The organism is Hymenobacter roseosalivarius DSM 11622 (assembly GCF_900176135.1).
In the GTDB taxonomy this organism is placed as follows: domain Bacteria; phylum Bacteroidota; class Bacteroidia; order Cytophagales; family Hymenobacteraceae; genus Hymenobacter; species Hymenobacter roseosalivarius.
Genome location: NZ_FWWW01000058.1, coordinates 14,699 through 26,964, shown reverse-complemented (window position 1 = coordinate 26,964; position 12,266 = coordinate 14,699). Strand labels below are relative to the sequence as shown.

5 protein-coding genes and 1 tRNA gene are annotated in these 12,266 nt (G+C 50.6%); 4 read left to right on the top strand and 2 right to left on the bottom strand.

The window, feature by feature from the left end; all coding sequences use genetic code 11:
* Positions 1 to 233: 233 nt before the first annotated feature.
* Positions 234 to 307, bottom strand: a tRNA-Ile gene (locus tag B9A24_RS08375).
* Between the two features lie 824 nt (positions 308 to 1,131).
* Positions 1,132 to 1,656: a hypothetical protein gene (locus B9A24_RS08370; protein ID WP_084444727.1), complete on the bottom strand. Its 525-nt coding sequence runs from the start codon at positions 1,654 to 1,656 to the stop codon at positions 1,132 to 1,134.
* Between the two features lie 907 nt (positions 1,657 to 2,563).
* Here B9A24_RS08370 and B9A24_RS08365 point away from each other — a divergent pair.
* Genes B9A24_RS08365 through drmB form a run of 4 tightly spaced genes read left to right on the top strand, consistent with a single transcriptional unit; the run spans position 2,564 to position 12,245 of the window.
* Positions 2,564 to 3,511 (top strand): hypothetical protein, encoded by a 948-nt coding sequence (locus B9A24_RS08365; RefSeq protein ID WP_084444726.1) that lies wholly within the window; start codon positions 2,564 to 2,566, stop codon positions 3,509 to 3,511.
* Positions 3,493 to 5,541, top strand: a complete 2,049-nt coding sequence (locus B9A24_RS08360; protein WP_084444725.1) for a hypothetical protein — start codon at positions 3,493 to 3,495, stop codon at positions 5,539 to 5,541. Before B9A24_RS08365 ends, B9A24_RS08360 begins: the two co-directional genes overlap by 19 nt.
* A gap of 57 nt (positions 5,542 to 5,598) precedes the next feature.
* On the top strand, positions 5,599 to 10,050 hold the full coding sequence (locus B9A24_RS08355; RefSeq protein ID WP_084444724.1) for a helicase-related protein: 4,452 nt from the start codon (positions 5,599 to 5,601) through the stop codon (positions 10,048 to 10,050).
* Entirely contained in the window at positions 10,047 to 12,245 is a 2,199-nt protein-coding gene (drmB, locus tag B9A24_RS21595) for a DUF1998 domain-containing protein (RefSeq protein WP_143434839.1), read from the top strand. The genes B9A24_RS08355 and drmB overlap by 4 nt, the downstream gene beginning before the upstream one ends.
* Positions 12,246 to 12,266: the final 21 nt, after the last annotated feature.

Sequence of the window (12,266 nt, the reverse complement as noted above, 5' to 3'; positions counted from 1 at the left end):
TGGATCAACTTAGGGCTAGGTTAGCTTGCTTTAAAAAGACAAGAGTCACCCAGCTTTATAGGCTGAAGCCAACTTTAGCTTTAAGTCTTTGAAAGTAGAAGAAAGAAAGTTTACCACAAGCATAGTGGATAACTAAGTTGAGCTAGTTCCAAGTCTTGTCCCGTAAGCTGTCCCAATACAAAATAAATACCCCTGTAATATGCTGATTGTTAGCATATTACAGGGGTATAACGTGGGCCCACTTGGAATCGAACCAAGGACCTACTGATTATGAGTCAGTTGCTCTAACCGATTGAGCTATGGGCCCGGTGCGTTCGCAACCGTATAGGTTGGTTTCGGCGGTGCAAACTACGACTTTGTGCTAGTTTGCGCAAGTATGCTTAATAAGGTTTGCCTTGTTGCGCCTAAGCAGACTTGTTCTTGCCAGCCGACAATGCCTTAGCCCAACAAAGCTAGCCATATTTTTCCAGGAAAGGTCAGACAAAAGGTAGGACGTCACACACTAATCAACATTGTCTTGCCAAAGCTAACAAAGCCTGCTAAGTAGATGAGGTTCTGTTTAGCGCTGATATAGGAATTGCGGCCGTATAAAAATTACAGCGGATCAGTAGTTCATGCGCTGTTCCCTATTTTCCATGCCTAAGCGCAGATGCTATACTAACAATAAAGGCACCGCGGGAAGACCGGGCTCTAAGCGCAGAAGCCCAAGACACGGTTTTCGAATGAGCAAAGCGCGGGAAATGGATGCTCGAAGCGCAGATGCTATACTAACAATCACTACGTAGTAGAGAGTGCGGCGCCAGCTTGAGAGCCTTGCCCAGGGAGAAGTAGGCTTTATAAGCCAGGTCTCGCTTACAGCGCACACCCATCCGCTTCTACCCTAGCTATGCTAGTAACTATGCGTGCGAGGCTTGCAAACGGGTTCGCTTCGCTGGGAGGCTTGAGAAGGGCTGCGCACTTCTAGGTAGCACCAGGCGGAGCGACTGCGGGCATCGCGCCTTAGGGGGGCGTGGTGTAGGGGTGTATCCGTCGTCCTCCCCAATTGTGGGGAGCGAGATTCCGTTAGCGTACTAATCCTAATCGTAGCCAGTACGCCCGCACTAGCATAGAGCCAATGCGGGGTACTCGTTGCTACGCCTCTACCAAGTGGGGCTGCTTGTAGCCGCGCGTCGCGTCGACCACTTCCTGCCTGATGGCCAGCCGGATGGCGCCGGTAAAGATGACATCGTGGGTGTTGTCGCCGGTGAGGGCCTTCCACAGGGCCCCGTCCTGGGGGTCGGCGGAGGTACCCAGACGGTTGATGACCGAATCATAGAGCCTGATCTCGGCCCCGGAGGAGGCGACCACAAACTGCCCTGTGCTTTCGAACGCCGGTTGCCCAGCACGGTCTACTAGCCGTTCGCCCTGGCGGTAGGAGCCATCGGCAAAATCCTTCCGGGCAAGCAGGGGTTTGCGCACCAGCGCCCCCGAGGGGTCGGTGTCGTAGCCAAAGCGCTTGACCAGCCCGTGGCTGTCGAGGGCGGAGCGGTAGGTGTCGCTGGGTACTTCGGAGCGGTAGGTCAGGCTTTCCAGCACCGCGTTCTTGCGATCCATGGGCGTTAGGGGGGCGTTGGCCAGGGCGGCCTGTACTTGGGCGGTGGTTAGTGGCTGGGCCATAGTAGAAAGAGGCTGGTTGACCTATTCACCAGCAGGCGCTAAGGATAGACACGACCGGGAGTTCGTCTCCCGTCTTCCCAGCGCGCAGCGTAGGGCCATATCCGTCGGGCGCGACGGGAGGATGCGGAGCGAGGTAACTAACCCAGTACGCTCCGGGCCACCGAGCGGCAGATTTTGTGCGCCTCTTTCACAAGCCCACTTTCCGTAGGAAGCGCGACGCCATCATCCGAGGGACAGGCGCTGCGCGTTTTTGGGAAAAATAGAACGATTAAATTCCGCCAACGGACTTTAATCGTTTCATCTAACAAAAGTCTGTAGATGAACCAGTTAGGTACAGCATGAATTTATTCCGTTGGCGGAATAAATTCAGTTTTTATTCTTCGCCCTTCGAAAGTCAGAAGCAACAGGTGGCGCGAGGCGCCGATAGCCGTCGCTTCCCTGGACAAAGCGGTCTATTGGATTCAGTTTTCTGGCTTTGGCAAGGGGGGTGTACTGGGGTATGCGTTCGCCTACCGCTCCTACAAAAAAATTATTTTTTTCAATCAAAGCTTTTGAGTGAGGTACCCCATGCATTTATAGGTAAAACCTTTTCATATGTATACCACGTCTGTTCCACGCTTACACAGATCCTTAGAGGAGGATGCGAAACTCAACTCTAGTGGCCCCTTATCGAAGAAACTCGCAGGCTTACATTTAACGAAGCGTTAGAAGGTTATTTGAAAGTAGCCCTCTGTTCTTACTTAACCAGTAATAATCTGGTCTCAGCTACCATTAGTTACACCCATTAGAATATAATCTAAATTTAACTTACTTTAGTCCGCTGTGTACTTTTACTGGACTACACCATTTTGAGTACTGAAAGAATTTAAGCTATTGATACTTTTATCTTTATTAGAATAGGCTTTATATGAACCTTACCTTTACCCAGGTAATTGAAAAATGGTTAACTTATTTACCGACCTGGCCAGCAGAATTAGGTTGGCTGGTTAAGGCTGCCAACCTAGATGGTCAAGACACAGCAGATGAGCATTTGCTGCGTTGGTTGCGCGAGCAAGTGCGTCAAGTTCGAATCCGGAATGAGCAAGAGACATCAGGTCTAGTTGAAGTTCACCTGCACTTTGGTTTCGGCGATGCAGCGCTGCGGCAGCGTTTATTTTCCGCACTAAGTCTTATGTTGGCCGTAGAGGCTGCACAAGAGAGCGTGGCCCAATGGCCTACTATTACTGACTGGTTAGCGCAAGATTTAGCCTGTGAGGAGCCATCATTTAAACGTATTCAATTATTCAATCCATTAAGTTGGCGTAAAGGGACGCATAACCCATACTTTACCTTACATGGGGTCGAAAAGCATGCATTGCAAGAATCTGAAGAAACGATTCTGACATTTCAGGCGCCTTCTAGCATACTATCACTTTCGACCGAGCAGCCCGCCATATACGAATTATCGAAGGGAGAAAGAGCCCTGCCACCGGCCGTTGCTGCTCGTATGCTAGCCTATTATAGTCCTTCGGCTGATGACTCATCCATGTCTCTTACAGGTGGATGCATCGCTGGACTACCCCAACCTGTGGCTATTTGGTGCGCTAAAAATCTTGCAAAGGATTTGCCACGCTGGGTGGGCGAGTCACTTCATAACACTGAGTCCGTGAGGGCAGCAACCTCACCTGGCACAGCCCCACTTATGTGGACCCTAGGTCAGCCTAAAGAATCAACTGCACTAGCGCGTGCTGCAGTACTGAAACGTAGTAGCATCCTGTTTTTTTTGGGCGGGTGCCGGCTAGTGGAACATATAATAAAAGCACCTGTCCAAAAGCCAAAATCGTCGTATCAACTACAATGCGCCCACGAGCCTTGACATGGGGGGAAGTACCTAAGCAGGTGGTTGTAGTTCAAGCTGTGCCGACGCAAGCTTTGTGGTTCGGTCAACCATCAGCCCGTGAAATTAATTATCAGAGCAATCATTTTTACCTAACAACAGACTCTGGCAAGGAAGTCCAATTACGAAAGCTTCTGGCGGCATACGTTCAAGAACAAGACGCAGAAAATGCGGCCCGGGCGACAGAAGACAATACAGACTACGTAAGTCCCTTACCGTGGAACCTTCTGCATTGGATACGCGATGCTACCACTGCCCGTACTGTAGCTGACTATATATACCGGCAATACAGTCAAATTCACCTTGGCGGTGAGCGTAGACGTAAGCTGGAGGGGTTAGCAAAGCAGATTACAGACTTATTAGCTGTCATGCAGCCGCTTTGGCGGCAGTTGAATCAGCTGCCAAAAGAACGGGCCTATGTTATAGTACCTATCCATGTGAGCCAGCCTCGATACTTACCTGGCTTTCTGGGCCTGACGCAAGACTTGCGTACCCAACGGCTAGCAGAATTTACTCATCTAACCTTTATTGCTCCCAGTGAATTAAATGTTATCGACAATAACCCCTCTTGGCCGGTGTATGTGACGGGGGTTCAACCACGTTACTGGTGGGCTTTACGACAGCTGCCAGCATCTAATAATTTGCATTGGTTACTTCATAAAGAGCTTTTCCATGATGTGTTCTGTCATGGAGCACTTCGTCAATTCGAGCTGGAACGGGATGCACTGCATCGTCAACTATGGCCATTAACAATTTATGCAAACCCTACTGACCCTACCCTCGCCGCTACAGAGCTAGCTGCTGACTTAAATGCTGCCTCACCAGCATTACCTGCTTACCGCGCGCCTTCATTGTTCAATCGTATTGGTACTAATATCGAGCTTAGTACTGACCCTGCATTCAATATTTCGCCACCATTGCCTAAAAAGCCTGCCAGCAAGCCACGACCTAAATTACTAATTCAACAGAATGATGAGTGGACAGCCCTAACGGATGAGGACCAAGCGGCCGCGCGCGAAGTAGGCCGCATTCCCTCCGAAGCTGCGCTAGCCGAGCTTGACGATGCTGTGCTTCATATATCTCCAGCGCAACGTACACCCGATGACGTAGACCAAGCAATTCGTCTTCAAGAAGCAGAGGATGTCGAAGAGTTGGTCACTGCATTTGTGGGAGATGATGCTGAAAGCGCCCCATTTGCCACTGGCCTATTTACAGAAGAAATTAATTCTAGTATAAGGCAGCTTAATGCGCGCGCTCGGCGGGTTATAGCCCCCGAAGAACGCCCAGTGTGGGTGCATAGACACAGCAATGAAGAGTGGATGCTAGAAAAATGCTTGCTTGCCGATGTACGTAGCGGCGAGCATTTTCTCGATGAAAAGCAATTGCGAGAGTCCTTAAGAAGAGCAGCCACCAAGACAGCCTCCGCTACCCGATCTCGCGAGTTACCCTTTTGGAAACAAGCACTTCGAGAGTTTGCATATAAGCATTATCGATACAACCCTGAGCGGTTATATCGGCACATGGTTGAGGGGCGTTTTGGCGACATCAAGCTGCATGTAGCTGAAGCAACATTCCTCCGAACCTATTTAGCATGGGATAACTACTGCCAGCCCGTTGAGTCTACAACGAGAGTGCCCGGTAGCTGGCAAAATAGAAATGCTATTTACCAAGTAATAGGCAGTCAAAGCGGGCAGATAGATGAGATGCAGCTCCTGCATCGAGAGGAACGGTGGCGGAGAACATTATCCAACCAGGAAGAAGCCTCCTTGCGCCAAGAGTACCAAAAGGTTCGGCGTGAGCTACTAGCCTGGTGGCAGCAGTGTACAATTCACAATAGTGGACAAATATCACAGGATACTATCAAGCAAAGTTTAGTCCATCATGTGAGCCTGCATCCTGATAAATTCAAGGTTTTCTATGATACGGACCACCGAAAATTACCAGAATTCACTGAAGATATTTATGAGTATTTTATTTCAATTTTAACTGCTGCATTGCTCAAAAAATAACCTTCTTACACCCCAATTTATCTTACATCATCAATAGTCTGCTACCAACGTTTACATATGCCAAGCCTTGATCCTTTTAAAGAAACTCGTGACCAACTAGCGGATTTTGTGCGTCGTCGACTTTTAGGTCCTGGTGGCTCAGCTGACTTATTGGGAAGACAGCGTCTATTTGACCTACGAAACGCTTCAGCCAATCAACCAGAGATTCTACTCGGCGCTCCTACTGGTATTTACCATACTGGTATTCTTTTTCCTCCAGTGCGTTTAGCCTTGGCACCACTCGATAGGGATGAAGCACCAGACGAGGATGAGACTGATGATGTACTGGATAGCGCCGAGGATACCGAGTCTACTGTTTCGCTGGATAAATATGAGGATACCGAAGCCCCAGTTGGAGTAGAACCGAATGGCGCAAATGATGAGCCCCTGGCCGGCCCCGATGATGATTTAGTGCCAGCTGCCGACCCACTACGCAATTTCAGCCAACTATACCCGCGTTACATGGGATTGAGTTGTTGCGTACCGGCAGCAGATCCAAATGCGACGCTATACTTAAGCTACCGAAGATATGAAGCTGTGTCAGCTTCCGATAAAAAGCATATTGCCCTACTATTAACTGATTATCCACAAAATCCTCACTACAGCCGCCTTCTCGTAGACGCAGAATATGGCCCTTTACTAAGCCGTTATTTCGAAGTGCGCCTTAACCATGCAGCTGGCCCCTTGCTAAGCGTACGGGAAGTGCCTGACACTCGAGATAAAGAGGCCTACGCAGAGCTTTCGCGCGCGTTACAACGGATTCGCAGAGAGACTGACGCCCTATTTAGCAAAAAACGTCGATCTGCTGAAGGAATAAATGATACGCCAGATATCCCTGATTCGGACGAAACGGAAGATGCTCTAGCCGCTTCAACTTCTGATTCAGACGCCCTTCTTCGCCAGTGGGATCGCTTGAGGTTTAGTGAGGACCCGGCTGTGCGTGGGTCAACACGATTCCAGCGACTCACCCAACAAATAGAGAATTTACAACAGCTGTACTTCACGTACCAGGCCTTTCAAAAGTTAGCCTTCCCGTTGCGCTCTACCGATGCTTACAACACGTACTGGCAAGCCAAGGATGAGCGTATCGAATTGCCGCTAGCCCTAGGCGAATGGCAGCAGCGTCTTCGGCATGGCCGTCACGAAAGCTGTTTTACTTTTGAAGCAGATAACGGAGGCCAACTGGCTCAACCATGCGACCCAGTTCCGCACTCAGCGGATGGCCATCGCCTCCGCGTGCGCATCCTGCTTCGCCGAGATGATCGGCATCGTGCCGAAGCGTTATTCGTGAAAGTACAGGCTGAAAATTTTAGCCAACCTGTTGTGGTCGACGAAGGGGGACCATACCCTTCCTACGATACTAGCACTGCCTCTCATTGCTTGTTTGGGGTGAACTTAGCTTTAAACGTGCCTGGGGGTTTACTGCCTTATCAAAAAGCAGGGGCTAGCACTGATACCGGCAGTTTGCTGGCTGAAGATGCGACAATTAAGTTTCTATATCGTCATGCGCCTCCCTATGCCATTGGCCACGGGGTAGCAGCTTCCTGGCCATTACCCGATGACTATAAAAGAGTCACTCGGGCTGAAACCAACTATTTACCCTATAAGGACGTACCGGACATCTCCCCGGCAGCACCCCATTCCCTTAGCGATGAACCAGAAGCCCGACTCCTGACGGAGGATGATGTATTGCGATTTCAGTGGTTAGGTGATTTTGGAGTAACCGGACAAGCTGAAGACTCAGATATATTGGACGGTCTACGTCGATTTATTGCTTACTATCAACACTGGATTAACAAACAAACGAGCAAGGCATTAAAGGCTGAAAGCCCCGAGAAGCATGCCCTTGTGAGAGAGCAGATGCAGTGCTGCCAACGGGACCTTGACCGCATGCGGCGCAACATTGAGTTGTTGGCCACTGACACACCTGCTTTGCAGGCCTTTCGTCTGGCAAATGCGGCCATGTTTGTCCAGCTCTGGCATGGTAGTAAAGTGGGCAAGAATACATGGCGGCCCGGAGACCCAACCAATACTGTTCTTAAAGAAACCCGAGGCCAGGGTTATAGCGCCAATTTTTATGCGCAGGCCAATGATAAGCTGCGAGGCAACCAGCCCGCGGCGTGGAGACCCTTCCAGCTAGCATTTATTCTGCTAAATATTGATGGGTTTGTACGGCCTGAGCCCACTTCTAGCCAAGCTTTATTTGAGTTGTCCACTCCCCCAACCGAGTGGCATGAACGTAATGCCCTGGTTGACTTGGTATGGTTTCCTACTGGGGGCGGTAAAACCGAGGCATACCTTGGCTTAATTGCTTTTTGTGCCTTACATCGTCGATTAGCATACCCAACTACTGGTGGGGGCACGGCGGTGCTAATGCGCTATACCTTGCGGTTGCTCACCCTTCAGCAGTTTCAAAGGGCTACCCGTCTGGTTTTAGCTCTTGAAATTGTTAGGTCTTGGCCGCGATTACTAGACACCTTGGGAAAAGAGCCCTTTAGTATCGGTCTTTGGGTTGGTAGCAAGTTCCTGCCCAATAAGCTAAGCATACCTAATGTCGGAAACGCCCAAACCCCTGGCACGGGGCTTCTAGATATTTCCAATACGATTAGCACTAAAATCGCAGAGTGGGGAAACGACTACAAGTTGGCCACTACGGATGATATGCGCCGTGAACTTGAAACACGGGCACGGGCAGAGTGCGGTAAAATTCCAGTAGTCGCTTGCCCTTGTTGCGGCACCGACTTATTCGACTTGAAGGCCGGCGTCTATGGTGGCCCAGTTGGAGGGTTACAATCTAATAATCAGTCCACTTTCAACTGTTTGGGGCTGGGTTGTTTATTTGGGCCCGATGAGGACGGAATTGACGGCCCTGCACTACCTATTCTGCTCTGTGATGAGTTGTTGTACCATCGTCCCCCTACGCTTTTATTTGGGACGGTTGACAAGTTTGCAGCGCTTGCCCATAAAACTGATGATGCGGCAACAAATGACACGCGACGCCTCTTCGGTAATCGTCGGTCGGGGACCTCGCAACGCCCGCCTAACTTAATCATCCAGGATGAGCTTCACCTCTTGCAAGGGCCACTCGGTTCGTCCGTTGCTCTTTTTGAATCAGTGCTCGACCAGTTGTGCCGAGTTCCAGATGGTAAAGGAAAATGGACACGAGCGAAGATCATTTCTTCTACAGCAACGACTCGCAATACCGTGTTGCAGGTATGGGCGCTGTATGACCGCCACGTAAATGTTTTTCCAAAGCCAGGGGTACGAGCGGACAACTCATTCTATGCTGTATACCGCCGTGACCTAGATAAAAAGGAGCTTTCGAAACGGCGCTACCTAGGCGTATGCCCCACCGGCAAAACATTAATGATAACGCAACGCCATTTACTCGGCTTGCTGTTGGCCCATCGCTTATTAACAGAGAACTCTGCAGCAGTATATGCCCCTAGTACTGATGGAGAGAGAGATAAGGACACAAACGCACTCATAGATGCTTACTACAGTGTTGTCGCTTACTTCGGCAGCCTACGAGAGGTAGGTAAAACGGCTTCGCAAGTGGATACTTTCTTGCAAAGTGACTACCTGCGCCTGCTCGATGACCTACTCCTCACTCAGCCACTCCACTATAGCTACCGCTACCTGCGAACTATAGAACTGACAGGACGCATGAACGACAATCAGGTAAAGGCAGCATTAGTGCGAGCTGAAACTCCTTACGACTTAGGAGCTCGTAGCCAAAATGTTCGAACTACCCCCGATTTGCTACTGGCTACCAGTATGATTTCCGTTGGCATCGACATTGGGCGCCTGAACATCATGCTCGTAAACGGCATGCCTAAAAGCATGGCTGAATACATCCAAGCCAGTAGCCGCGTCGCGCGCGAGCACGCAGGGTTAGTCATAACCCTGCACCATCCGCTCCGCCCCCGGGACCTCTCTCACTTTGAGCATTTCACCGACTTCCACGACCGACTGTATGCTTTCGTTGAACCCTTGAGCATTACGCCTTTTACCAACAAAGCGCTTGCCCGTTATCTGCCGACGGTACTGGCGGCTATGATAAGGCAGCAACAGCCTTCGTTTGGTCCTAACACATCCGCCGGCGATCTAACCGACGCGCAAACGGCAATCATCAAAGCAGTGGTTTATGACTATTTTCAGAGCCGGCACGAAAACCTTATTAAACTCGATGCAGCTGTAGTTGGCGACAATGTGCGCCACTTACTGGGAGAAGAGGAACTTGTCGTTCTTAAAAGCCAAGTAGACCGCCTGTTTACCCAGTGGGAAAGCAGGCGCGATGCGCTAGTGCCGACCTTAAATGAAAAGCTCGCTTTCGGTGCGTCTACGGCAGGCAACCAACGGCTATATGCTGACCTTAATCAAGCCCAGCCAGCTGCTGATCAGTGGCGGGTGAATTGGTCACTGCGTGAAATCGAACCCCAAACTGCCCTTAAAATTGAGCAAGAATGAGCAGCTCCCAGAGTCTTAAAAATAAAACCCAGTATAATGAGCCTCTTAAACGGTCTGAACTCTTAGCCTCTCACGGTGTAGGGGCTCTGAAGCTGACGACGTGGGGCGTGGTGATGACGCACAGCATTGATCGCTGGCCCTTGTTAAAAACAGTGCGTGAGGCATTAGCAAATCGAAATGAAGTCGATATGCTCGAGCGAAAGCAGGTTCTTCGCGGAGCACTTGAAGCTTCTCGAATTCATTTAGTAGAAGACCCTCGTTTCGTGCGCTTTTTGCAAGAAAGCCGTGGCTACACTGCTTTAGAATATCTGGTTGCTGTACCTCAGGTTGAGTTGTCACGCTTTAACACGATTCGGCCAGCTGGTCTGCGTGACTTTTTACCTCCTAGCGCAGTTCACTTCCCTAAATATTTATATGATCCGTCACGTACAGCCAAGGAGCGGCACTTACGTATTTATAAAGATGCCTTAAAGAAATTTCAAGACTCCTTTAATGTCCCCACAAACGCGAGTAAATTCCGCTTTGTGCCTCCTCGCTCGGCCCGGTATGTACCCGGTGGTCCGCAAAATTTGGAGGAACAGGCTGCTTCGCGACCGTTGCTTGAACCTGTACCACTGGTACTCATTTGTCCTCACGGTCATATTGCCGACGTGCCCTGGGCGAAATTTCTAGGAGCGCAGATGCGCCAACGGCAGGGACAGACTCGCCCCCCTATTCCAGGGCGCACTGGAATCTTTCATCACTTATTTGATGAAGCCGACTGCTGTGCGACACCACAGCTTTTATGGCAGGGGGGCGGCCTAAGTAGTGATTCTTATGCCGGCGTCGTACTTCGCTGCAGTTCCTGCAACGGTAGCACCAACCTGGCCCAGGTAGGGCGACTTCGCCCAACTTGTAACGGCGGCCGCCCATGGATTGCGGCTGATGATTATCAGCACTGCACCCAGGCCATGCAGCGGGGCTTGACTACAGGCAATAATCTTTACTTTCCTTTGGCGTACACGGGGTTGTACTTACCGGAAAAGTTGCTCCTTGAGGCGCCTGCACCAGCGGCAATTTTAGAAACGCTGGAGGGAAAATACGCGGGTACTTTAGAAGAAAACCCTGACCGAACTCGTCATGAATATTGGACCCTCCGCGTAGCGCCAACTAATGGTGCTAACCTACGCGCTGGATTAAGTTCAATCGAACTCGGTCAGTTACGCCGTGATTTTGTTCAAGAAACGCCTGCTCCCCCTCTTGACGAGTCGCCTACAGAACGACTTAAAAGGCAGGAATATGAAGTTTTCACAGGTCATGAGCAGGTGGACGGTGTTCCTGATTTTGCCTTTCGCAACGTACCACTTGCGGACTTGGGCGAGGAGGATGACTCAATTAACGACCCTACAGCGCCTTGCTTAAGTGGTCGAATCAAGCAGGTGCGCCGTGTAGACGAGCTTCGCATTACGCGTGTTCAGTTAGCCTTTACGCGAGTCCAACCGCTTGACCCTGATGCGTTGGACGAAGCCCACCGCCTCAGCATCTTACCCCAGCGAGTACATCAAACGGAAAGAACTACAGTACAGGCACTACCGGCCCTGGCAAGCAGCGGAGAAGGCATTTTCTTAGAGCTTGACCTGGATGCAGTAGCGCGTTGGGAAAAAGGGAATTGGGAACACGGGGGGGAGATTGCGAAGACGTGCTCATCTCTTATGCAGGATGTGGCTAACCCACTCAATGAAATGCAGCGCCAAAAAGCTAGTCAGGCAACGCCCCGGCAGTTGCTGGTTCATACGCTGTCGCATTTACTCATTCGAGAATTGGAATGGAAATGTGGTTATCCAGCCGCTTCCGTACAAGAGCGCATTTATGTGCGTCCAGCAACCCCCGACCACCCGGGTCATGCTGGCATACTCCTGTATGCAACGGAAGGGAGTCAAGGCAGCATGGGTGGCCTAACACACCAAGCCCGCCCGGCATTTATGCGTCAGCTCTTGCGGGAGGCCCTGTTACGAGCTACTGACTGTCCTGCCGACCCGATTTGCTGGCATGCGGATGCCCAAGCAGGTACTCCCTTGGTGCGTGCTGCCTGCTTTGCTTGCGCCATGACCAGTGAAACAAGCTGTGAGCTGCAAAATACGCTGCTCGACCGGCGCTTATTAATTGACCCGGAATTTGGATTTTTCAGCGCGACTTTCTCAGCTGTCAATAGATAGGGCCTTAGCGTTATTCCTTGT

Bases quoted from the DNA above. Each gene is read 5' to 3' on its own strand.
- drmB (WP_143434839.1), top strand. From the start codon at position 10,047: ATGAGCAGCTCCCAGAGTCTTAAAAATAAAACCCAGTATAATGAGCCT.
- B9A24_RS08365 (WP_084444726.1), top strand. From the start codon at position 2,564: ATGAACCTTACCTTTACCCAGGTAATTGAAAAATGGTTAACTTATTTA.
- B9A24_RS08360 (WP_084444725.1), top strand. From the start codon at position 3,493: ATGCGCCCACGAGCCTTGACATGGGGGGAAGTACCTAAGCAGGTGGTT.
- B9A24_RS08355 (WP_084444724.1), top strand. From the start codon at position 5,599: ATGCCAAGCCTTGATCCTTTTAAAGAAACTCGTGACCAACTAGCGGAT.
- B9A24_RS08370 (WP_084444727.1), bottom strand. From the start codon at position 1,656: ATGGCCCAGCCACTAACCACCGCCCAAGTACAGGCCGCCCTGGCCAAC.